Consider the following 21,990-nt stretch of genomic DNA (forward strand, 5'->3'; position numbering starts at 1 on the left):
CTATGGCGCGATATCAGTTTTGCGTGGACGGCCGCCTTTTTTGCCATTGGCTCGCGCTGCCGCAGATTTCGCAGCGCTGCTTTGACGCCCGTTGCGCGAGGCGACGACCGACGCGGCCATCCGCATAAGCGGCGGGCTCGCTGAAATCATTCCGGCAATGGAAATATCCAGGTCCTTGCCCTCATGGCACAGGGCAGTGCCGGCGAAGCCGATCGTCAGGCTTGCATAATCGGCCGCTTCAAACCCCGCGAATTCGGGATACAGCTTCACCGGAAGCAACACACCGCTGCCGTCCTCGAAACGAATGACCAAAGAGGATTCTTCGAAGCTCACTGACACGGCCTGCAAACTATTGGCCTGTCGTACTTCGCCAAGTGTGATGGCGGCATCGAGCATCTCTTCCGTCAGGGGGCGATGCACCGACGGTTTTGCCTTGATGACCTTCATAATTCGATCTCAACTCCTTCCAATTTGCCGATCAAGGACAGCAGCACTTTGTCTTCATCGGGGTCATAGCGCGCCGATCCGATCCTGTAGGTCTCGTCGGTGACTGGTTTCATTACGGGCACTTCGTTTGCCTGGCAGTCCCATATCTGATTATCGAGACAAGCGGTCTTCACGGCCGACCACCAGATCCCTCGTGCTCTACGCAAATGCGCCGGTTGTCCAAGTGACAGACACAAGCCGTTAAGCACAGTGAGCGGTGGTCGTCGGGACAGCGGCACGACATCCCACAGATCAACTTCGTTGTGCCAGAAGCTGAACCGGAAGCGGGCATTCCAGGCACCCGCATCTACATGGGCGTGCGGTGGGCAGTGTTCGTCTCTCAACATGATGCGAATCGACATTCCCTTGTAGCTGCATATCTTCATGCTAACCCATCCGTTAGGTTAATGGATTTCAAGATCTCGAATTTCCTTTCGAGTCCGACGATCGGTTGCAACCGCGAACGTGGCGGAGGTCATCCAAGGCTAGCGGGCATGGGGGTCGAGGCCTGAGAAATGAACGGAAAAAACGTAAGAAAAGCTGTCGTTACGTTTTGAAATCAGGACTCGCCTGAATATGGCTGTGCGATCACCGAACATAAAACGCGCGTGGCATTCCTGTTCAATTGACCGATGTAACCATCTAGTACATTTTACCTCCACAGGCTGAAACCTCTCGGCCCATGCCAAAAACAATAAGTGGAGTTACCCCAATGTCCCCTATCGTTCTGGTGCTTAACGGCCCGAACCTGAACCTGCTTGGCACCCGGGAGCCGGCGACTTATGGTCATGAAACCCTGGCGGATATTTCCGCGTTGTGTGGTCGCGCGGCTGATGAGTTCGGCCTGACCGTTGAGTTTCGCCAGACCAATCATGAAGGCGAGCTGCTCGACTGGATTCACGCTGCGCGCGGCCGTTGCGCCGGGATCGTGATCAATCCGGCGGCGTGGACGCACACGTCCGTGGCGATTCGCGATGCGCTGGTCGCCAGTGAATTGCCGGTGATCGAGGTGCACCTGTCCAATGTCCACGCCCGTGAGCCGTTCCGTCATCATTCGTTTGTTTCCGGCATTGCCACGGCGGTGATGTGCGGGTTCGGCAGCCATGGCTATCGCCTGGCGCTGGAGCATTTCGGTCAGCGGTTGCAGAGGTAAGAACCATGTCGCGTTCCAGAGTGATACTCGCCGGGCTGATCGGCGCCGGGATTCAGGCTTCACGTACACCGGCACTGCATGAGCACGAAGGTGATGCGCAGGGCCTGCGCTATCTGTACCAGCTCATCGACCTCGATCAATTGCACCTCGATAGCACGGCCCTGCCCGACTTGCTGCAGGCGGCGGAGCGAATGAATTACACCGGGCTGAACATCACCTTCCCGTGCAAACAGGCGGTCATCCCGCTGCTCGATGAGTTGTCGCCGGAAGCCCGTGGCATCGGCGCGGTGAACACGGTGGTGTTGAAGGACGGCAAGCGTGTCGGCCACAACACCGATTGCCTCGGTTTCGCCGAGGGTTTTCGCCGGGGTCTGACAGACGCTGCCCGTGAACGCGTCGTCCAGATGGGCGCCGGTGGCGCTGGCGCGGCGGTGGCCCACGCGCTGCTCAGCGAAGGCGTACGGCAATTGACGATTTTTGATGTCGACCGCGAGCGTGCCGAGAGCCTGGCTAACAATCTCAATCAACATTTTGGCGCCAGTCGCGCACAGGCCGGACTGGATTTGCCCGGGGCGCTGGCGCAGGCCGATGGTCTGGTCAACACCACGCCGATGGGCATGGCCAAGCTGCCGGGTACACCAGTGCCGGCCGAGTTGCTGCGCAAGCAAATGTGGGTGGCGGAGATCGTGTATTTCCCGCTGGAAACCGAACTGCTGCGCGACGCCCGTGCGTTGGGTTGCCGCACGCTGGATGGCGGTAACATGGCAGTGTTTCAGGCGGTGAAGGCGTTTGAATTGTTCAGCGGCGTGGTGGCGGATGCGCAGCGCATGCTTGAGCATTTTCAGAGCATGAATGGCTGAATTTCAGAGCGGCCCCTGTGGGAGCGAGCCTGCTCGCGAAGGCGTCGATTCAGTCAACGAACAGGGCGACTGACACACCGCTTTCGCGAGCAGGCTCGCTCCCACAGGGGAGATCGAGTCAGGCCTTCAGGTAGCGCAACACCGATTCGCAGATCATCTCGCGGTGGCGCTGCTTGATGGTTTCGTCCGGCAGGTCGATCTGGAAGATTTCTCCCAGCGTGTGGCGGTTCGACACGCGATAGAAGCAAAACGAACTGATCAGCAGGTGCACGTCCAGCGCATCGATGCCACGCCGGAACAAACCTTCGTCCGCGCCTCGTTGCAGAATCCCGCCCAAGGTGTCGAGGATGGTGTTGTTCAGCGCCTTGATCGCATCGGAACGCTTTACGTACTCGGCGTTGTGGATGTTTTCGATGCTGACGATGCGCACGAAATCGACGTTGTGGTCATGGTGATCGAAGGTGAATTCCACCAGTCGACGGATCGCCAGCTCGGGCGGCAGCTCGTCCAGGTGCAGGCGGTTTTCCGTGCTGCGGATATCGCCGTAAAGCTTCTCCAGCACCTCGACGTACAACTGCTCCTTGCTGCCGAAGTAGTAATAGATCATGCGCTTGGAGGTGTGGATGCGCTCGGCGATCGCGTCGACGCGGGCGCCGGACAAGCCCTGCTGGACGAACTCGACGATCGCCTCCTGCAGAATGTTCTCACGGGTCTTTTCCGGGTTGTTCTTGCGACTCTTGCGCGGCACTGCGTCGGACTCGACAGCAGCGGCGGAAAGTTCTGAATTCATGGTCATCGCGGGCTCACGGCCATCACTGCACAAGCGGCGATTATGGGCCGCGCGGGACAGTGAAGGAAGCCGCGCAGCCGGTGTTTGATCCCGCGTTTACGAATTCCCTACAACTTCGCCTGACGCACCGCACCGCTGCGCGATTTGGCCATCGCCGCCAGCCGCACCGCAACGTTGGCCGCGCCGTAGCCGGCATAGCCATTCTTGCGCTGGATGATCTCGAAAAAGAAACGCCCCTCGAACGGCTCGGTGTAGACATGAAACAACTCGCCGCCTTGGGCATCACGGTCGTAGAGCACGTTGTAATAGGCCAGTTCGCTGAGGAATTCATCGTCGAAATCGAAGCGCGCGGCGAGGTCGTCGTAGTAATTCAGCGGGATGTCCAGCAGCGGCACGCCGGCCTCTTTGGCGCGACTGACCTGGGCAAAGATGTCGTCACAATCGAAAGCGATGTGATGCACGCCGGAGCCGCGATAACTCGACAGCGCATGCGAAATGGCGGTGTTGCGGTTCTCGGAAATGTTCAGCGGCAAACGGATCGAGCTGTCGCGACTGCGCAGTGCGCGGCTCTTCACCAGACCGTACGGATCGGGCAAGACCACTTCATCGTCGGCTTCGAAATCCAGCAGGCTTTTGTAGAACAGCACCCAACTGTCGAGGCTGTCGGCCGGCAGCGCCATGGCCATGTGATCGATACGCTTGAGGCCGCCGCCGGTCTGCGCGTCCGGCAACAGATTGAAATCGGTGCCGTACACGTCGGCGTCCGCATCGACCAGATAAATCAGGCTGCCGTCCGGTGCGCGCACCGCCGCCAGCTCCAGTTCATTCGGCCCGACCAGCCCGCGATAGGGCTGCCCCTTGTAAGCGACCGCGCGGGCCAGTGCACTGGCGCTGTCCTTGACCCGCACGGCCGTGGCGCACAGCGACGGGCCGTGGGCTTCGAAAAAGCTGTGGGCGAACGAATACGGCTCGGAGTTGAGGATCAGGTTGATATCGCCCTGACGCAGCAGGCTGACGCTCTTGGAGCGATGCTGCCCGGCCTTGGCAAAGCCGAGGCGTTGCAGCCAGTGACTGAGCTTCGCGCCCAGCGCTTCGTCGACGGCAAATTCGAGAAATTCCACACCGTTGTATTCGCTGGCCGGCGGCGTTTCGAAAAGAATTTCACGGTTGGCCACCGGCGTCGCTTCTTGCTCGAGACGCTGGCGGGTCTTCTCTTCCAGATACAGCAGCGAGCGCAAACCGTCGGCGGCGTTGGCCCGTGGCGGTGCGGCGCGGAAGCCGTCGTTGAAGATTTCCAGCGACAACGGCCCGGTATAGCCACTCTTGATGATCGGTGCGAGGAAACCCGGCAGATCGAATTCGCCCTGCCCCGGGAAGCAACGGAAATGCCGGCTCCACTCCAGCACATCCATGGCCAGGATCGGCGCGTCGGCCATTTGCACGAAGAAGATCTTCTCGCCGGGAATGTCGGCGATCGCGCTGGGATCGCCCTTAAGCGACAGGGTATGGAAGCTGTCGAGCAGCACGCCGAGGTTGGGGTGATCAGCCTGACGGACGATGTCCCAGACCTGTTGATAAGTATTGACGTGACGGCCCCAGGCCAGCGCTTCGTAACCGATGCGCAAACCACGGGCGCCGGCGCGTTCAGCCAGCAGGCGCAAATCATCAACGAGGATTTGTTGATCGCCGACACTGTCCGGCGAGGCGTTGCTGCAGACCAGCACCAGATCGGTGCCAAGCTCCTGCATCAGATCGAACTTGCGCTCGGCACGCTCCAGGTTACGCGCCAAGCGATCGCGGCGGCAGCCTTCGAAGTCACGGAACGGCTGAAACAGGGTGATGGCGATCCCCAGATCGGCGCACATCTGTTTAATTTCCCGGGGACTGCCGTCGTAGTACAGGAGGTCGTTTTCGAAAATCTCCACGCCGTCGAACCCGGCGGCGGCAATGGCTTCGAGTTTTTCCGGCAGGGTGCCGCTCAAGGAAACGGTGGCAATGGAACGCTGCATGTTTCAACTCCCGGACTGCGCCGCTTTATCTTTACTGTAGGAGCTGCCGAAGGCTGCGATCTCTGCTGTTGCGTTCCAATCAAGATCAAAAGATCGCAGCCTTCGGCAGCTCCTACCGGGGAATGGGTTTTTATAGTGAGGGAAATTATTGGCTGCATCCCTGCGCGCAGCAATTTAAAGTGTACTACCCGGTTAGTTTTGCGTGCGATTATCGAACACTAAGGCGATTTGGCGAATTGACGATTTTTTGTTCACTGCCCAACATCGGTTGCACATCGAGTCCGGCCACTAACCACCGGGCAAGGTGTTCGACAGACAAGAACACCAAATAACAAATCCAAAAACGGGTGGAACACATGATTCCTTCACAGACTTCCCGCATGGCTCCGGCCATGAGCACTGCCACGGGTGGCATTGGCGACAAGATCCGCGGCGCCATGGCTGTCGGCAAGACCCGCTGGGGCATGCTGGCGCTGGTGTTTTTCGCCACCACCCTCAACTACATCGACCGCGCCGCCCTCGGCGTCATGCAGCCCATCCTCGCCAAGGAAATGAGCTGGACGGCGATGGACTACGCCAACATCAACTTCTGGTTTCAGGTCGGCTACGCGATCGGTTTTGTCCTGCAGGGACGCCTGATCGACCGGGTCGGCGTCAAGCGCGTGTTCTTCTGCGCCGTACTGCTCTGGAGCCTGGCCACCGGCGCCCATGGCCTGGCGACCTCGGCGGTCGGCTTCATGGTCTGCCGCTTCATCCTCGGTCTGACGGAAGCGGCCAACTACCCGGCCTGTGTAAAGACCACGCGCCTGTGGTTCCCGGCCGGTGAACGTGCAGTCGCTACCGGCATTTTCAACGCCGGCACCAACGTCGGGGCGATGTTCACGCCGATGCTGCTGCCACTGGTCCTGCATGTGTGGGGCTGGCAAGCGGCGTTCCTGTGCATGGCGGCACTCGGCGGCATCTGGCTGCTGTTCTGGGGCTTGAAGTATTTCAATCCGGAAGATCACCCGACGGTGAAGCAGTCGGAACTCGATTACATCCAGCAGCAAGTCGAACCGGAACAGGCCCGCGTGCCGTTCAGCAAGATCCTGCGCATGCGCGGCACCTGGGCCTTCGCCCTCGCCTACTCGCTGACCGCGCCGGTGTTCTGGTTCTATCTGTACTGGCTGCCGCCGTTTCTCAATCAGCAATACAACCTCGGCATCAACGTGACGCAGATGGGCATTCCGCTGATCATCATCTACGTCACGGCTGACTTCGGCAGTGTCGGCGGCGGGATTCTGTCTTCGTTCCTGATCGGTCGCGGCATGAACTCGATCAAGGCGCGGCTGCTGTCGATGTTGCTGTTTGCCTGCTGCATCATCGGCGTGGTCATGGCTGCCGGCTCGGCGAATCTGTGGGTGGCGGTGGCGGCGATCTCGCTGGCGATCGGCGCGCATCAGGCCTGGACTGCGAACATCTGGAGCCTGGTGATGGACTACACGCCCAAGCACATGATGAGCACGGTGTTCGGCTTCGGCGGCATGTGCGCGGCGATCGGCGGGATGTTCATGACCCAGATCGTCGGCCACATCCTCACCGTCACCAACAACAACTACACGGTGCTGTTCACGCTGATCCCGGCGATGTACTTCCTCGCACTGACGTGGATGTACTTCATGGCACCGCGCAAGATTCCGACCGTTACCGAATAACCTGCCTGCATACATCCCATTGTGGGAGCGAGCCTGCTCGCGAAGGCGTCACGTCAGCCGCTGAATATGGCGACTGACCCACCGCTTTCGCGAGCAGGCTCGCTCCCACAAGTTGTACCGGGATCCGCTCTTCAGCGCCGGCTCTGCTGCCACGCTGCCGCCAATCCGCTGCAACAGATCACCGCGATACCGATCACCGTCAACCCGCTCGGGGTGTGATTGAACAGCAGCCAGCCCAACAACCCGGCAAAGACGATTTGGCAATAGCCGAACGGCGCCAGCAAGGCTGGTGCGGCGTGACGGAAGGCCTGGGTCAGGAACAGATGCGCCGTCATCCCGCAACTGCCCAGCGCCAGCATCAGAGCGGCGTGAGTCCACGTCGGCACTTGCCAGAAGAACGGCACCAGCGCGCTCATCACCAGGGTATTGCACAGGCCGGCAAAGAAGTTGCTGGTGGTCGGACTGTCGATTTCGGCGAGCTTGCGCGTCAGCAATTGGTAGAAGCAGAAGAACAGCGCCGAGCAGAACGGCAGCAGGATCGCCGGGGTGAACAGTTCGCCGCCCGGGTGGACGATGATCAGCACGCCGATGAAGCCGCAGATCACCGCAATCCACTGCCCGCGCGTCACGCGTTCCTTGAGCAACGGCACCGATAACGCCGTCACCAGTACCGGCGCGAGAAAGTTGACCGCCGTGGCTTCGGCCAGCGGGATGTACAGCAGCGCCGTGGTGAAAAACAGGCTGGTGCCGAGCAGGCACAGGGCACGGGCGAGCTGCCATAACGGTTTTTTCGTGCGCAGCACACGCAAGCCGGACTGCGGCAGGAAAATCCCCGCCATCAACAAGGTGTGCACCACATAGCGCGCCCACACCACCATCACGATCGGATAAAAACCGGAGAGGTATTTCGACAACGCGTCGTGGCTGGAAAACAGGAACGTCGCCACGACAATCAGCAGGATCCCCTTGAAGGGCTGGTTGACACCGGAGAGCGGGGTGCTGACGGTCATTGGCAATCTCTGAAAAAAAATCCGGGCGAGCGTTCGCGCTGGCGGCAATCGTTGTGGCAATCATAGTCGGCCGAGCTTTCAGCAACCGCACAGGTTGCACTCTTCTGCACCGGGAAACCGCCGCCAGGCAAAACCTTGAGGCAAGATTCCCGCCACTTCGGCGCCCGGCCAGTGTGCAACATCACAGACTGCCGTCGAAACAGGGGGTTCATGACTTCGACGGAAGAAATTCCTCTCGGGATTGAATTCACGGCCCGCTCGACCGTCAATACCAGGCCCGCACCATGTGGGCGCGTGTGCATGGACGGACGACCGGACTGGCGCCACACTCACACAGCGGCAACACTCATCACCAGCAGATTCATCACCGGCAATAAAAGAGGATTCCCACATGCTATGGAAAAAAGGCCGACGCAGTGACAACGTCGTCGACGCCCGGGGTGATGATGCCGGCGGTGGCGGCGGCATGCGCTTCGGTGGCGGCAAGGGTCTGAGCCTGACCGCTATTGTGCTGATTGTCGGCATCGGCTGGCTCACCGGCCAGGACCCGATGCAGATCCTCGGCCAGTTGACCGGGCAGATGGAGCAACCGGCGGCTACTTCGCAAACCCGCCAGGCGCCACCGGCCAATGATGAACAGGCTGAATTCGTCCGCTCGATCCTCGGCGACACCGAAGACACCTGGGGTCCGATCTTCCAGCAGGCCGGACGCCAATACAAAGACCCGACACTGGTGCTGTTCAGCAATCGGGTGAACTCCGCGTGCGGCATGGCCACTTCTGCCACCGGCCCGTTCTATTGCCCGGCCGACCAGAAGGTTTATCTGGACATGGCCTTCTTCCAGGAAATGTCGCAGCGCTTCAAAGCCGCTGGCGATTTCGCTCAGGCTTACGTGATTGCGCACGAAGTCGGCCACCATGTGCAGACGCTGCTGGGCGTCTCGGCGAAGATGCAGGCGGCGCGTCAGCAAGGCCGGCAGATGGAGGGCGACGGCGGCTTGCTGGTTCGTCAGGAATTGCAGGCCGACTGTCTCGCTGGCGTCTGGGCATACAACGCGCAAAAACGCCTGAACTGGCTGGAACCGGGCGACATCGAGGAAGCCTTGAACGCCGCCAACGCCATCGGCGATGATCGCTTGCAGCAACAGGGTCAGGGCCGTGTGGTGCCGGACTCGTTTACCCACGGTACGTCAGCGCAAAGGGTGCGCTGGTTCAAAACCGGATTCGCGCAAGGCCAGGTAAGCCAGTGCGACACCTTCGCGGCGAAAACCCTGTAAATGCATAAATGGCTTGTGGCGTTACTGTTCATCGCCGGCACCGCGCAAGCGGCCGGCGTAGATGCGATCAGCCCCGGTCGCCTGCAACTCAAAGCCGGGGAAATGGCAGTGGGCATCGGCCCGGCACCGGAAAAGATCGAGCGGGTGCTGATCGTCATTCACGGTCGCCTGCGCAACGCCGAGACCTACCGCAAAAGTGCGGAAAATGCCGCCGAACTCGCCGGGCAGACCGCGCACACGCTGGTGATCGCTCCGCAGTTTCTCAATGAAAGTGACGTCACCCTGTATTCCCTGCCGCCGACGGTGCTGCGCTGGCAGGGCAACGAGTGGATGGGCGGCGGCTTGTCCACCGGGCCGAATCCGCTGAGTTCCTACGCAGCGCTGGACGAAATAGTCGCGCGGCTCAGCGATCGCAAACAGTTTCCGGACGTGAAGCAGATCGTGATCTTCGGCCACTCCGGCGGTGGTCAGGTGGTGCAGCGTTACGCCCTGCTGGCCAAGGATCAGCCGGCGCTCAAGGCCAACGGCATTCGCTTGCGCTATGTGGTGGCCAATCCTTCTTCTTATGCGTACTTCAACGAGCAGAGGCCAGTGGCGTTCGATCACGCGCAATGTCCTGGCTTCAATCGCTGGAAGTACGGTCTGGCGGACATGCCGGTGTATGCCGGCGGGCAAACGCCGTTGCAGGTCGAGAGCGCTTACGTCAAACGCGAGGTGATTTATCTGCTCGGCCAGCAGGATGTCGACCCGGAACATCCGGCGCTGGACAAGAGCTGCGCGGCCGAGGCGCAAGGGGCTTACCGCTTGATGCGCGGGAAGCTGTATTTCGGTTATTTGCTGCGTCGCCATCCTGAGGGGGTCAATCAACGGCTGATTGAAGTGCCCGGGGTCGGGCATGACGGCGATGGAATGCTGACGTCGGCGGAGGGGCAGAAGGCGTTGTTCGATCAGTGAGTTTTTTGCTGAATCCACCGGCCCCTTCGCGAGCAGGCTCGCTCCCACATTTGGAATAAATGCCACAGTTGGAATGCATTCCCCTGTGGGAGCGAGCCTGCTCGCGAAGGCGTCCAATCAGACAACAACGATCTCAGGCCTGCAGCATCCGCCGCAACTCAACACAATCCCTTGCATGCCAATCCGTCAACTCCGGCCACGGGTTATCCGGCAGATTCACCAACACCGTCCGCGCCCCCGCTGCTCGGCCGCAATCCAGATCAAAGCGGTAATCACCAACCATCACCATGTCACTGGCCGGCACTTGCCAAGCTTCGGCCAGTTTCAGCAAACCGCCGGGATGTGGTTTCGGTGGTGCTTCGTCGCGACCCAGCACATCCTCGACCGCGAAGCAGTCGGCCAGGCCGATCGCCTCCAGCGTGACATGTGCCAGCTCCCGCGCATTGCGCGTGAGAATGCCGAGGCGATAACCGCGCGCATGCAGGTCGCGCACCAGCTCCACCGCGCCGGTGGCCGGGGTCGAGCCCAACGCCAGATCGCGTTCATGCTCGAGCAACCAGGCATGCTTGGCCGCTGCTTCATCCGCTGGCAATGCAGCGAGATGGGTGAGGATGTCGTCCTCGGGCGGAATCGCCAGCGCCACACGAATCGCCGCGAAATCATGCACGGCGACAGTCAGCGTGCCGTCCATGTCGAACACCCAATGACGAACCTCGGTCAGGCTCATGCCCAGTCCTTGCGATGGCGGATCAGGCCTTCCTGAGTCACCGAAGCGACCAGTTGCCCGGCACGGTTGAACACGCTGCCACGGGAAAAACCACGGGAGTTGCCGGCCCACGGGCTGTCCATCGCGTAGAGCAACCAGTCATCGGCGCGCAGGTCGTTGTGGAACCACAGCGCGTGATCGAGGCTGGCGACCTGCATGTCTTTCTGCCAGACCGACTTGCCGTGGGGCAGCATCGAAGTGGTCAGCAGGCCGAAGTCCGAGGCGTACGCCAGCAGGTATTTGTGCAGCGCAGGAATGTCGGCCAGGGCGCCATCGGCGCGGAACCACACATATTTGATCGGATCGGCCGGTTGCGGGTTGTACGGATCCTTTTCGGTGACCGGGCGTACTTCGATCGGTTTCGGGCACAGCAGTTTTTCACGCATGTGCTCAGGAATCAGGTGCGCACGCTGCTGGATCAGCTCCAGCTCCGAGGGCAGGTTTTCCGGGCCGACCACCGCCGGCATCTGGCCCTGATGCTCGAAGCCTTTTTCGTCGTACTGGAACGAAGCGCTGCACGTGAAGATCGGGTGGCCCTTCTGGATCGCCGTCACGCGGCGGGTGCTGAAACTGCCGCCATCACGCACGCGATCAACCGAATAGACCACCGGCAACTTGGCATCGCCCGGGCGCAGGAAATAACCATGCAACGAGTGCACATGGCGCGCCTCTTCCACCGTCTGACTAGCCGCCGACAGCGACTGGCCGAGCACCTGACCGCCGAACAACTGGCGGAACCCCAGATCCTGGCTGCGACCACGGAACAGGTTTTCTTCGATCGGTTCCAGGGTCAGCAGATCGACCAGATCTTCCAGCACTTGGCTCATTCAGACTCTCCTCACACAAAGCAATGGCCGCGCAGTCTTGGCTGCGGCGGACGATTCAGGTTCTGGCACGGGCCAAATACGATGGCGGCCATTGTAAACGTCCGTGTCGGCTTATTCATGCAAGGTTTGCAGCCATTGTTCGCGGCTGATGCGATACAGAACATGGCGGCGCAACGGGTGATCGAGCGCAAGCCTGGGGTGATCGAAATCGTCCTGTGGATCGTGATGCATGCCGATCGCCTGCATGACCTTCTCCGACTGCTCATTCTGCCCGGCGGTAAACGAGACGATTTCCTCCAGTTTCAATTGGTCGAAACCCGCGCGCAGTGCCGTCCACGCCGCTTCGCTGGCGTAACCCAGGCCCCAGTGTTCCTTGGCCAGACGCCAGCCGATCTCCACCGCCGGGGTAAACGGCGCATCGAAGCCGACCACGCCCAACCCGGTGAAACCGATGAACTCGCCCGTGTCCTTGCGCTCCAGCGCCCACAGGCCAAAGCCGTGCTCGGCAAAATGTCCGCGCACGCGGCCGATCAATGCGGCACTTTCGAGCCGGGTCAACGGCGCTGGAAAGTAGCGCATCACCTGTGGATCGGCGCACATCGCGGCGAATGCCGGCAAATCCTCGTCCTGCCACTGACGCATCAACAAACGCGCGCTTTGCAGCTCCAGTATCGGCTCCATCGTCCCCTCCATTTCCATGCCGTTGAGTCTACATCGCTGGTAGGATCGTTCATTCTTTCCCTGGTTCTGCGCGAAACAAGCCATGCCCTTGCCGTTGATCTATCACGAAGACTACAGCCCCGAGTTTCCCGCGGATCACCGCTTTCCCATGGACAAGTTCCGGCTGCTGCGCGATCACCTGGTCGACAGCGGCCTGACCCGCGACGCCGATCTGCTGCGCCCGCAGATCTGCCCCAACGACATCCTCGCCCTCGCCCATGACCGCAGCTATATCGAACGCTACATGAGCGGCGAGTTGTCCCGCGAAGACCAACGGCGCCTCGGCCTGCCCTGGAACGAAGCGCTGGCGCGGCGCACCGTACGCGCAGTGGGCGGTTCGATCCTGGCGGCAGAGAAAGCCCTGGAGCATGGCCTGGCCTGTCATCTGGCCGGCGGCACCCATCACGCTCACTACGATTACCCCGCCGGATTCTGCATCTTCAATGACCTGGCGATCATCAGCCAGTACCTGTTGCAGAGCGGCCGGGTCAATCGCGTGCTGATCTTCGACTGCGACGTGCATCAGGGCGACGGCACCGCGCGGATTCTGCACGACACGCCGGAGGCGATTACCGTTTCCCTGCACTGCGAGAAGAATTTTCCTGCGCGCAAAGCCGAAAGTGACTGGGACATTCCGCTGCCCAAAGGCATGGGCGATGCCGACTATCTGCAGGTGGTCGATGACACGCTCAATTACCTGTTGCCGCTGTATCAACCGGATCTGGTGCTCTACGACGCTGGCGTCGATGTGCACAAGGACGATGCCCTCGGTTATCTGCAACTGACCGACGCCGGGGTGGCCGAGCGCGATGAACGGGTGATGCGCCATTGCCTGGGCCGCGACATTCCGGTGGTCGGGGTGATCGGCGGCGGCTACAGCAAGGATCGCCACGCCCTCGCCCGCCGCCACGGCATCCTCCATCACAGCGCGCAACGGGTCTGGGATTCACACGGCTGTCATTGAACCGTGCTGCGTTACCCACAATCGCTGTGGAACTGGCTGTGGATAACCTGCGCGAAAGGGACTGCAGGCCATGCTGGGCATGGCGTACAGCGCGCTGTTTATTTTTTAACCAGACTCGAAATACGCCGCAGCCCCTGTGGGAGCGAGCCTGCTCGCGAAAGGTTCAGCACACACAACATCTAATTGACTGACAGACCGCGTTCGCGAGCAGGCTCGCTCCCACATGGGGTCTCCCACAGGGTTCAGCGCTGTTAGAATGCGCGCCTTGTCCCGCCATACCGCAGCGCACGCCCATGACCCAGAATTCCGCCCTCGCCAACACCCACGTCGCCATCATTGGCGGTGGCCCCGCCGGCCTGATGGCCGCCGAAGTGCTGAGCCAGGCCGGGGTCCGCGTCGACGTGTACGACGGCATGCCCTCGGTCGGGCGCAAGTTCCTGCTGGCCGGGGTCGGCGGCATGAACATCACCCATTCCGAAGCCTACCCGGCATTCCTCTCCCGCTACGCTGAGCGCGCAGCGCAGATCGCCCCGCTGCTGCGCGCGTTCCATGCCGATGCCTTGTGCCAGTGGATTCACGATCTGGGTATCGAAACCTTCATCGGCAGCTCCGGCCGCGTGTTCCCCACCGACATGAAAGCCGCCCCACTGTTGCGCGCCTGGCTCAAGCGCCTGCGCGACAGCGGCGTGGTTATCCACACCCGCCATCGCTGGCTCGGCTGGGACGCAAGCGGTGCACTGCGCATCGCCAGCCCGGAAGGCGAAATCAGCGCAAACCCCGACGCCACCCTGCTCGCCCTCGGCGGCGGCAGTTGGTCGCGCCTGGGCTCGGATGGCGCGTGGATGTTGCCGCTGGAGCAGCGCGGCGTGGATCTGGCGCCGTTGCAGCCCAGCAATTGCGGCTTCGAGGTGCAAACCTGGAGCGAGCTGATGGTGAGCAAATTCGCCGGCGCGCCGCTGAAAAACATCGCCATCGGGTTAAACGACGATATCCCGCGTCTGGGCGAATGCGTGATCACCGCGACCGGCATTGAAGGCAGCCTGATCTACGCCCTGTCGGCGCCGATACGCGAAGAAATCAATCGCTACGGCGCAGCGGTTATCCACATCGACCTGCTGCCCGGCCGGCCTGTGGATAAATTACAGGCAGCGCTGAGCAAACCACGTGGCTCGCGCTCAATGGCCAAGCATCTGCACAGTCAGGTGGGGATTGATGGGGTTAAGGCAGCATTGTTGCGCGAGCTGACCGATGCCGAAACCTTCGGCGATCCGGCGCTGTTGGCGCGAGCGATCAAAGCGTTGCCGCTGACTCTGGTGAAAACCCGTCCGCTGGACGAAGCGATCAGCAGTGCTGGTGGCGTGAGATTCGAAGCGATGGATGAGCGCTTGATGCTCAAGGCGCTGCCGGGGGTGTTTTGTGCGGGCGAGATGCTCGACTGGGAAGCGCCGACCGGAGGCTATTTGCTGACCGGGTGTTTTGCCAGTGGGCGGGCGGCAGGGCTGGGTATTGTGCAGTGGCTTAAGCAGTCCGACTGAAAACCGAGTTGCATCCTTCGCGAGCAGGCTCGCTCCCACATTGATCTCCAGTGACAAGGAGTTCCCTTGTGGGAGCGAGCCTGCTCGCGAAGGCGTCATCGCAGACGCCTCATCAAATCACGGCTTACGCTTACGCGGTCCAGTGTTAAACACCGGCACCTTGCGCACCGGTTTGATCGATGGCTCCGGTGCCGAGGTCTCGCCGCTGTCGACCCACTTGCCCAGATTGCGTTTACCACCGCCACCGCCCGATGCTTTCGGCTTCTTCGGTTTTTTCGGCTTCTTGATCACCTGACCGCTGGCGTCGGTGTCCGGCACGCGGTGCTCGGGTTCGAAATCCGGCTCGTTCTGGCGCTTCAACGTCTGCCGAGTCAGCATTTCGATGGCCGAGAGCATGTTCACTTCATCGGCACACACCAGCGAAATCGCCTCACCGGTGGCACCCGCGCGACCAGTGCGGCCGATGCGGTGAATGTAATCCTCGGCGACGATCGGCAGATCGAAGTTGACCACCAGCGGCAAGTCTTCGATGTCCAGACCTCGGGCGGCAACGTCGGTCGCCACCAGAATCTGCACTTCACTGAGCTTGAAACGGTCCAGCGCGCGCTGGCGCGTGGCCTGCGGTTTGTCGCCATGGATGCCGTCAGCATTCACACCGAGGCCCTGAAGTTTTTCCACCAGCGCATCGACGCCGTTGCGGGTCTTGGCGAACACCAGCACCTGCTTCCACTTGTTCTTGCGCATCAGGTGCACGAACAGTTCGGCCTTGCGCTTCTTGTCGACGGTGACGATCCACTGCTTGACCGTGTTGGCGGCGACGTTGCGCGGGCTGACTTCGACACTCAGCGGATCATTGAGCATCTGCCCGGCGAGCAGGCGGATGTCATCGGAGAAGGTCGCGGAGAACAGCAGGGTCTGGCGCTTTTTCGGCAGCATGCGGTAAATGTTCGCCAGTTCTTCCGAGAAGCCCAGGTCGAGCATACGATCGGCTTCATCCAGCACCAGCGTTTGCAGCTGATTGAGTTTCAGCGCGTTCTGGCGGAACAGGTCGATCAAGCGACCGGGTGTGGCGACCAGCACATCGACGCCGCCGCGCAGCTTCATCATCTGCGGGTTGATGCTGACACCGCCATACACCGCGTAAGTACGCAGCGGCAGATTTTCCGCGTACTGGCGCACGGCTTCGTGGACCTGCTCGGCCAGCTCGCGGGTCGGCACCAGAATCAGCGCACGCGCCGAGTTGGCGGTGACTTTCGGCCCTTCCATGGCCAGCAACTGCAACAGCGGCAAGGCGAAACCGGCAGTTTTACCGGTGCCGGTCTGGGCCGCTGCCATCAGGTCGCGACCGGCCAGCACCGCCGGAATGGCTTGCGCCTGCACCGGCGTCGGGGTCTGGTAGCCGAGCGTCTCAAGGGAGCGCAGCAAGGGTTCGATCAGGCCAAGGGAGGCGAAAGTCATGGGAGTACCGTAGGAAAAAATGACGCGGGGATGCAATGCCGCGCAGTTTACCCTAATTCGTACGCGCTTCCGTCGGAACGGCTTTCGCCTCTTCCACGGGTGGCTGCGCAGGTCGACGCCACTGCGGCAGGCTGATCAGCAGCACGGCGCTGATGATCACCAGCATCGCCAGCGCTTCTTCGATGCCGATGGTCTCGCCGACAAACACCACGCCGAGCAACACCGCCACCGCCGGGTTGACGTAGGCATAACTGGTCGCTGCCGCCGGGCGCACATGTTTGAGCAGATACATGTAGGAATTGAAGGCGATGATCGAGCCAAAGAAAATCAGATAGGCCAGCGCCAGCCACCCTTCGAGCGGCGGCATGGCTTGCAGGTGCTCGCCACTCAGCGCACTGCCGATCAGCAAGACCACGCCGCCAACGAGCATTTCCACCGCGCTGGCCATGGCCCCCGCCGGCAATGGCAGGTATTTGCTCCACACCGAGCCGAACGCCCAGCTCGCCGCCGCGAAGATCAGCAACATCGCGCCGAGCGGGCTCGATTGCAGGTTGGAACCCATGTTGAGCATGGCGATGCCAATAATCCCCAACGCCACACCGGCCCACTCCAGCCGCGTATTGCGCGCACCCCAGAAGTAGCCGAACAACAAGGTGAACAGCGGCACCGTCGCCACCGCCAGCGCGGCAACGCCGGAAGCCACACCAGTGTGCTCGGCCACGCTGACCGCGCCGTTACCAAAACTGAGCAGCAGAATGCCGACCAGCCCCGCCGCTTTCCACTGCGCCCAGGTCGGCGCCGGAGCACCGCGCCAGCGCAGCCAGGCGTACATCAAGCTGCCGGCAATGACGAAGCGCACCCCGGCCAGCAACAGCGGCGGCCAGTATTCGACACCGATGCGAATCACCAGATAGGTCGATCCCCAAATCACGTACAACGCAAAAAACGCAGCGACCAACGGCAGGGAAAAACGGCGCAAGGCAGGCATGGGCAGCTCGACAGTCAGATTTCTGTGGACCGGTCATTCTAGAAAGCCCGCCGCGCAAAAATAAGTTACAAAACCTGTTTTTCGCGCCGGTACACTTTTGCATGAAAGCAGCAGAGACCGACAAGGTCCTTGTGGGAGCGAGCTTGCTCGCGAAGGCGGTGTATCAGCAGACATCCCATCTTGGATCGTTCCCACGCTCCGCGTGGGAATGCCTCAACGGACGCTCTGCGTTCGGCTTTGAAAGGGACGCGGAGCGTCCCGGGCTTAATTCCCACGCAGAGCGTGGGAACGATCAGTCGGAGTGCCTGGAATCAGCGATAACGCTGCAAATGCTCGCCCACTTTTGCGGCAGGGACTTTCTGCAATTTGCACAACAGGTCGTGATTCAACTCGCGCACCCCGTGCTTGCCGCGCAACTCTTCCGCCAGATGCGCCATCAGATTGGCCGCCATCTCGGCGTCGGCCATGGCCCGGTGAGCCTGGCCGGTATGCGGTAGCTGCGCGAACGTGGTGAGCGTGCCGAGCTTGTGATTCGGCGCCGCCGGCATCAGGCGCCGCGCCAGCAGCAGTGAACAGGCGAAATTCTGCAGGCGTGTGCGCTTGATCCGCCCCAGTTCGAAATCCCAGAACTTCTGGTCGAACGAGGCGTTGTGCGCCAGCAGCGGCGTGCAGCCGACAAACTCGTTGACCTCTTCCATCACCCGCTCGGCCGGCGGCGCGGTGCGCAGCATGGCGTTGCTGATGCCGGTCAGTTGTTCGATGAACGCGGGGACGCGCACGCCGGCGTTCATCAGGCTCTGGTAACGCTCGACGATGCGGCCGTTTTCCAGCATGACCACGGCGATTTCCGTGGCGCGGCAGCTGCTGTTCGGCGACAGGCCGGTGGTTTCAAAGTCGATGACTGCGATGCGTTCCAAACCGGGTTCAACTCCGTTCAAATCAATTCTTGAGCTTAATTCTTTAACAGCAGCGCGCCTTCGATCGGCACGTAGCGGCTGGCGGCGCGGATCAGCGAGTTGGCGGTCAGGCCGGGGACGCCGTAGGCCACCGCTTGCACGCCGTGCTTGTTGATGATGCGTTCGAGCAGCATGTCGAAATCGCCGTCACCGGAGGCCAGCACCACTTCGTCGACATGGTCGGCGGCGTCCATGATGTCCAGGGTAATGCCAACGTCCCAGTCGCCCTTGGCCGAGCCGTCGCTGCGCTGGATGTAGGGCTTGAGCTTCACGGTGAAACCGAGGTTGCGCAGGATCTGCTGAAACTGCTGCTGCTTGCTGTCGCCCCGGTCGATCGCGTAGGCGTAGGCCTCGACGATCTGCCCGTTCTTGCTGATGTCGGCCCACAATGCGGCGTAGTTGAAGTGGCAACCATAGGCCTGACGCACGGTGTAGTAGAGGTTCTGCACATCGGCGAACACTGCGATTTTTTTCACCGGAGTTCCTGTGAGCGCGCAAGCGCACGAAGCGGGGTCAGGCGATCAGGCCCGAAAAAGGCGCTCAGTATGCCAGCCCGAAGGAGGGTTCCGCGAATAATCGGCCACAGGCGCAAAGGTGCTGCTGACGAGTGGTGAGTGTGGCGAGGGGATTCATCCCCGATGGGCTGCGCAGCAGTCCTCGCTCCAATTAGGAAAAGCGGGGCTGCTGCGCAGCCCAGCGGGGATAAATCCCCTCGCCACAGTGTACATGTCAGCCTTCAGAGGCTATGTCAGTCTTCAAAGGCTATGTCAGACAAAGGAGTCGTCGTCATCGAAGAACGACGAATTGTCGCTGCTGTAATCGGCGTCGCTGAAACCGCCCTGGTCATTGCCCGAGAAGCCGTTGTCCGCCACGCGCTGATCATCGCCCCAGCCGTTGTTGCTCTGGTCGGCGACCTGCGCCGGTTCTTCCTTGATGACCTCGACGATTTCTTCCGGTTGCTGATTGTGGTGGAACAGGCTGCTGATGCCCTGCGCCAACATCACACCACCGGCCACGCCCGCAGCGGTTTTCAGCGCGCCGCCGAGAAAGCTGTTACCCGCCGCCGGGGCTGCCTGCTGCGCATAGTTGGGCGGCGCGGCGGCGAAGTTCTGTTGCGGTGCCGGAGCCTGGTAGCTCTGCTGCGGCGCCGGTTCACGCCAGCCGCCGGTGGACGATGGCGCTGCGCTCTGGCTCGGCGCCGGACGTGAATTGCCGCCGCCAAAGATACTCGACAGGAAGCCACCGCCGCCGCTCGCCGCTGGCGCGCCGCTCTGGGCCTTGGCCGATTGCAGTTCGGCCTGCAGGCGCTGGACTTGCTGGGTCAGTTGCTTGTTCTGCTCGTCGAGGCTTTTCAGCGCGGCCTCTTGCACCAGAATCGCCTGGGTCATGAAATAGCCTGCCGCCGGTTGGCGCGTCAGGTGTTCCTTGATCCGCGCCTCAGCCTGGGCGTCGCGCGGGGCTGCCTCCGTTTCGGCCTGTTGCAGCCGGGAAAACAGTCCATCGATCAGGGTTTGCTCTTCGCTGTTCATGGCGACCTCGTAGATTGCCGGTAATAACGTGCCCGCGCCCACTCTGAGCGCGGTGCTCTCCTGTAATGGAGACAGTGACAAAACGTTTCAATGGCCTTTACCGAATGTTTACGTTTGTGTCGCCCCGCGTTGCATCGGTTAAAGTGAGCCACTGTTTTCGACCTGCGATACCGACTGATGAATGCCCTCGAAGTACTGCGCGACTCTTTGTATTTTTTCAAACGCCATCTGGGCAGCATCGTGCAGTTGTGCCTGCCGCTGGTGATTGTCGAAGCTTTCTTGCAGCAGGCGGTCGATCACGCCACCGGGCCTGACACTTTTGCCGGGGTAAGCATCATCGTCGGCCTGCTGGTGTATCCGCTGTACACCGCCGCGCTGATCCTGTTTCTCGATGCGCGCAGCCGTGGCGAGTCGCCGCACAACCGTGACCTGCTGGCGATGGCCGCAACCCTGTGGCCGCGCTTCGCGGTGCTCACCGCGCTCAATACCTTGCTGATTCTGCTGGGCCTGTCGCTGTACTTCCTGCCGGGGCTGATGCTGATGGTCATGCTCGCCTTCGCCGAATACTTGCTGGTGCTGCGCGGCCTCGGGCCGTTGCAGGCGATGAAGGAAAGTCTGCGCCTGACGCGCGGGCACTTCTGGCGCATTCTGCTGTGCATTCTCTGCGTGATGACCCCGTTGTGGCTGCTCAAGGGCGCGACGCTAGCGGTCTACCCCGAACCGCAGAATCCACTGATTGCCGGGCTGATCGACAGCGCTCACAGCTTCCTGCAACTGTTCACCAGCGTGGTGCTGTTCCGCCTTTTCATGCTGATCAGCGAATTGCCTGACAAACGTAACGGAGCGGTCTGACCGCGCCGTGCTTGGGCTTCGCCGCTGCCGTCAGGTATGCTCGGGGCCACTTTCTGTAACGCTATAAGCCGAGCCATGACCCGTCTGCTGCGCTACACCCTGCTCCTCGTCATCTTCGCCGTCGTCCTGTTCGGCGTGCTGCTGTTCAGCCTGACCTGGCGCCCCGATGCCCGCGAAACCCTGCCGGTCAGTTGCGGCACCACGGCGCCGACACTGGTGCCCGGGCAAGCGCTCAAAGTCATGACCTGGAACGTGCAGTTCCTCGCCGGCAAGCGCTACGTGTTCTGGAATGATCTTGCCGAAGGCGACGATGAAGCGCCGACCGCTGAAGACATGGCGTTTAGCCTCGACGAAGTAGCGCGGGTGATCCGTGACGAACAACCCGATGTGGTGCTGTTGCAGGAGCTCGACGACGGCGCCAAGGCCAGCGATTACCAGAACCAGCTCAAACTGTTGCAGGAACGCGTCGCCGATCTGTATCCATGCAGCACCAGCGCGTTCGACTGGAAAGCCGATTTCGTCCCCGAGCCCCACATCTACGGCAGCGTCGGCCGCCAGTTGGCCACGTTGAGCCGCTATCGCATCGAACACGCCGAACGCCTGCAACTGCCCGTCGCACCGAGCAACTTCATCAGCCGCCAGTTCCAGCCCAAAGACGCTTTGCTGGCAGTCAAATTGCCGCTCAGCGATGGCGGTCAATTGACCGTGTTCAACACTCATCTGCAGCGCGCCAGCCAGGCGGACGGCAATGTGCAGGCGCAAGTGGCTGCCGTGGCCAAAGTGCTCGACAAGTATGAAAGCCAGGGCCTGCCGTGGCTGATCGGTGGTGATTTCAATCTGTTGCCGCTGGGCCAGTACCGGCGCCTGCCCGTCGAGCGCCGCACGCCCTACTCTGCCGACAGCGAACTGCATCTGCTGTGGGACAAGTACCCGATGATCCCGACCAACAACGAAGCCGGAGGTATCGACCGGGCCAAATGGCTGACCCATTACCCCAACGACCCCGGCCTCAACGGCCCGGATCGCACGGTCGATTATCTGTTCAACAGCCCGAAGCTCAAACGCGTGCAAGCGCAGGTGCGGCAGGACGATACCTTGCGCATTTCCGATCACTTGCCGGTGATTGCGCGGTTCCTGCTGCCCGCTGCACCCTGAGCGCTCTG

The 21,990-nt window shown here is 61.4% G+C and carries 22 protein-coding genes and 1 pseudogene; 10 read left to right on the plus strand and 13 right to left on the minus strand.

The window, feature by feature from the left end:
• Both PS14A_RS21620 and PS14A_RS21625 read right to left on the minus strand, forming a co-directional pair.
• Window positions 1-447, minus strand: coding sequence for a DUF2442 domain-containing protein (locus PS14A_RS21620; protein ID WP_122706020.1), 447 nt, complete (start codon window positions 445-447; stop codon window positions 1-3).
• Entirely contained in the window at window positions 444-872 is a 429-nt protein-coding gene (locus PS14A_RS21625) for a DUF4160 domain-containing protein (protein ID WP_136494060.1), read from the minus strand. Before PS14A_RS21625 ends, PS14A_RS21620 begins: the two co-directional genes overlap by 4 nt.
• Window positions 873-1,198: 326 nt before the next feature.
• On the opposite strand from PS14A_RS21625, the gene aroQ reads away from it, so the two are divergent.
• The 3 genes and pseudogenes from aroQ to PS14A_RS26665 all read left to right on the plus strand — a co-directional run.
• Window positions 1,199-1,639, plus strand: a complete 441-nt coding sequence (aroQ, locus tag PS14A_RS21630) for a type II 3-dehydroquinate dehydratase (protein ID WP_056790556.1) — start codon at window positions 1,199-1,201, stop codon at window positions 1,637-1,639.
• 5 nt (window positions 1,640-1,644) lie between these two features.
• Window positions 1,645-2,499, plus strand: coding sequence for a shikimate dehydrogenase (locus PS14A_RS21635; protein ID WP_212617186.1), 855 nt, complete (start codon window positions 1,645-1,647; stop codon window positions 2,497-2,499).
• Window positions 2,496-2,606: pseudogene (locus PS14A_RS26665) on the plus strand (DUF4381 domain-containing protein); the annotation flags it as partial. The gene PS14A_RS21635 and the pseudogene PS14A_RS26665, both read left to right, overlap by 4 nt.
• An 11-nt stretch (window positions 2,607-2,617) precedes the next feature.
• On the opposite strand, the gene PS14A_RS21640 reads toward PS14A_RS26665, so the two are convergent.
• Both PS14A_RS21640 and quiC read right to left on the minus strand, forming a co-directional pair.
• On the minus strand, window positions 2,618-3,295 hold the full coding sequence (locus tag PS14A_RS21640) for a TetR/AcrR family transcriptional regulator (RefSeq protein ID WP_016773079.1): 678 nt from the start codon (window positions 3,293-3,295) through the stop codon (window positions 2,618-2,620).
• 101 nt (window positions 3,296-3,396) lie between these two features.
• Complete coding sequence (gene quiC, locus PS14A_RS21645) at window positions 3,397-5,298, minus strand: 3-dehydroshikimate dehydratase QuiC (RefSeq protein WP_212617187.1); 1,902 nt, start codon at window positions 5,296-5,298, stop codon at window positions 3,397-3,399.
• Window positions 5,299-5,654: 356 nt separating this feature from the next.
• On the opposite strand from quiC, the gene PS14A_RS21650 reads away from it, so the two are divergent.
• The gene (locus PS14A_RS21650; RefSeq protein WP_024014417.1) at window positions 5,655-6,992 is read left to right on the plus strand and encodes an MFS transporter; all 1,338 of its coding nucleotides are present in this window, start codon (window positions 5,655-5,657) and stop codon (window positions 6,990-6,992) included.
• A 131-nt stretch (window positions 6,993-7,123) separates the two neighbouring features.
• On the opposite strand, the gene PS14A_RS21655 is transcribed toward PS14A_RS21650, so the two are convergent.
• A complete protein-coding gene (locus PS14A_RS21655; RefSeq protein ID WP_137215642.1) occupies window positions 7,124-8,002 on the minus strand; it encodes a DMT family transporter in 879 nt (292 codons plus the stop codon).
• Window positions 8,003-8,393: 391 nt separating this feature from the next.
• Here PS14A_RS21655 and PS14A_RS21660 point away from each other — a divergent pair, with 391 nt between their 5' ends.
• Together PS14A_RS21660 and PS14A_RS21665 are read left to right on the plus strand one after the other, a co-directional pair.
• A complete protein-coding gene (locus tag PS14A_RS21660) occupies window positions 8,394-9,278 on the plus strand; it encodes a neutral zinc metallopeptidase (protein ID WP_110646124.1) in 885 nt (294 codons plus the stop codon).
• A complete protein-coding gene (locus PS14A_RS21665; protein ID WP_137215643.1) occupies window positions 9,279-10,232 on the plus strand; it encodes an alpha/beta fold hydrolase in 954 nt (317 codons plus the stop codon).
• 133 nt (window positions 10,233-10,365) lie between these two features.
• On the opposite strand, the gene PS14A_RS21670 is transcribed toward PS14A_RS21665, so the two are convergent.
• From PS14A_RS21670 to PS14A_RS21680, 3 genes are all read right to left on the minus strand, one after another.
• On the minus strand, window positions 10,366-10,959 hold the full coding sequence (locus PS14A_RS21670; protein WP_212617188.1) for an HAD family hydrolase: 594 nt from the start codon (window positions 10,957-10,959) through the stop codon (window positions 10,366-10,368).
• A complete protein-coding gene (gene tesB / locus PS14A_RS21675) occupies window positions 10,956-11,825 on the minus strand; it encodes an acyl-CoA thioesterase II (RefSeq protein WP_016773073.1) in 870 nt (289 codons plus the stop codon). The genes PS14A_RS21670 and tesB overlap by 4 nt, the downstream gene beginning before the upstream one ends.
• Before the next feature lie 111 nt (window positions 11,826-11,936).
• Window positions 11,937-12,506, minus strand: coding sequence for a GNAT family N-acetyltransferase (locus tag PS14A_RS21680; protein WP_122706014.1), 570 nt, complete (start codon window positions 12,504-12,506; stop codon window positions 11,937-11,939).
• Between the two features lie 82 nt (window positions 12,507-12,588).
• Between PS14A_RS21680 and PS14A_RS21685 the strand changes: the two genes are divergently transcribed.
• Window positions 12,589-13,509, plus strand: a complete 921-nt coding sequence (locus PS14A_RS21685) for a histone deacetylase (RefSeq protein ID WP_122603856.1) — start codon at window positions 12,589-12,591, stop codon at window positions 13,507-13,509.
• Window positions 13,510-13,802: 293 nt separating this feature from the next.
• The gene (locus PS14A_RS21690) at window positions 13,803-15,044 is read left to right on the plus strand and encodes a TIGR03862 family flavoprotein (RefSeq protein ID WP_212617189.1); all 1,242 of its coding nucleotides are present in this window, start codon (window positions 13,803-13,805) and stop codon (window positions 15,042-15,044) included.
• 117 nt (window positions 15,045-15,161) lie between these two features.
• On the opposite strand, the gene PS14A_RS21695 is transcribed toward PS14A_RS21690, so the two are convergent.
• From PS14A_RS21695 to PS14A_RS21715, 5 genes are all read right to left on the minus strand, one after another.
• On the minus strand, window positions 15,162-16,502 hold the full coding sequence (locus PS14A_RS21695) for a DEAD/DEAH box helicase (protein ID WP_039761769.1): 1,341 nt from the start codon (window positions 16,500-16,502) through the stop codon (window positions 15,162-15,164).
• Window positions 16,503-16,554: 52 nt separating this feature from the next.
• Entirely contained in the window at window positions 16,555-17,490 is a 936-nt protein-coding gene (yedA, locus tag PS14A_RS21700; protein ID WP_212617190.1) for a drug/metabolite exporter YedA, read from the minus strand.
• A gap of 311 nt (window positions 17,491-17,801) precedes the next feature.
• Window positions 17,802-18,407, minus strand: coding sequence for a 3'-5' exonuclease (locus PS14A_RS21705; protein WP_095181881.1), 606 nt, complete (start codon window positions 18,405-18,407; stop codon window positions 17,802-17,804).
• 35 nt (window positions 18,408-18,442) lie between these two features.
• Window positions 18,443-18,922 carry an NYN domain-containing protein gene (locus PS14A_RS21710; protein WP_016773064.1) on the minus strand — a complete coding sequence of 160 codons (480 nt, stop codon included), beginning with the start codon at window positions 18,920-18,922 and terminating at the stop codon, window positions 18,443-18,445.
• Window positions 18,923-19,213: 291 nt separating this feature from the next.
• Window positions 19,214-19,975 (minus strand): DUF2076 domain-containing protein, encoded by a 762-nt coding sequence (locus PS14A_RS21715; RefSeq protein WP_212617191.1) that lies wholly within the window; start codon window positions 19,973-19,975, stop codon window positions 19,214-19,216.
• 177 nt (window positions 19,976-20,152) lie between these two features.
• On the opposite strand from PS14A_RS21715, the gene PS14A_RS21720 reads away from it, so the two are divergent.
• Together PS14A_RS21720 and PS14A_RS21725 are read left to right on the plus strand one after the other, a co-directional pair.
• Window positions 20,153-20,827 (plus strand): YciC family protein, encoded by a 675-nt coding sequence (locus PS14A_RS21720; protein ID WP_212617192.1) that lies wholly within the window; start codon window positions 20,153-20,155, stop codon window positions 20,825-20,827.
• Window positions 20,828-20,902: 75 nt separating this feature from the next.
• The gene (locus tag PS14A_RS21725; protein WP_212617196.1) at window positions 20,903-21,982 is read left to right on the plus strand and encodes an endonuclease/exonuclease/phosphatase family protein; all 1,080 of its coding nucleotides are present in this window, start codon (window positions 20,903-20,905) and stop codon (window positions 21,980-21,982) included.
• Window positions 21,983-21,990: the final 8 nt, after the last annotated feature.

Source organism: Pseudomonas sp. 14A, assembly GCF_018132745.1.
Lineage (GTDB): Bacteria > Pseudomonadota > Gammaproteobacteria > Pseudomonadales > Pseudomonadaceae > Aquipseudomonas > Aquipseudomonas mercuritolerans.